The 511-nt window shown below is 50.7% G+C and carries 1 protein-coding gene; it reads left to right on the top strand.

From position 1 onward, the window contains the following. Positions 1-230: 230 nt before the first annotated feature. Positions 231-511, top strand: a 281-nt coding sequence (locus RJ05_RS33165; protein WP_217999016.1) for a hypothetical protein, incomplete at its 3' end; no start/stop codon positions are given.

A 511-nucleotide genomic window follows, 5' to 3' on the forward strand; every position in this document is an offset into this window, starting at 1 on the left:
GCTTTTTCCCTTGTTGAGTTTGTTGGTGTTGTTAGGTAAGATCGTAAGCAAGGGCACAGCATTCCTGTAGTGATACAAACAAAGCTTTTTTGCTCGAAAAGTCAACGGTGCCTTGGTGAAGACAAAGGGACGTGACGACAGCTGTTTCTGTTCGGAGATTCTGGTCACAAGTCAGAAATCCTCTTCTTCAGTTCACAGACGCGTGCCAAGGCAGCATCTTTTGGCACACTATGTTGAACGGAACCGAGGTCCTGCTCCCTACCGGAAGAGCGGTTTTAAGGCAATGGGACGCCTTTAATGGGTCTGGCTTAATGCATGGGAAGCCAATGCCAGCTGTTGTTGGCTTCTCAACCATCAGCTACTGGAAGCTGGCAGCAGCCCTGCTAGTCCTCTACCTCACGTGGGAGCAGGCATACTTTCTTGCCAGCAGGAGAAAGAAGTCCGGTAAGATGCTGCCAGGGCCACCCTTTGCAGTGCCTATTGTGGGCGGTGTTGTTCAGATGGTGATGGA

This window comes from Nocardia cyriacigeorgica NBRC 100375, assembly GCF_000308555.1.
GTDB classification, from domain to species: Bacteria; Actinomycetota; Actinomycetes; order Mycobacteriales; family Mycobacteriaceae; genus Nocardia; species Nocardia cyriacigeorgica.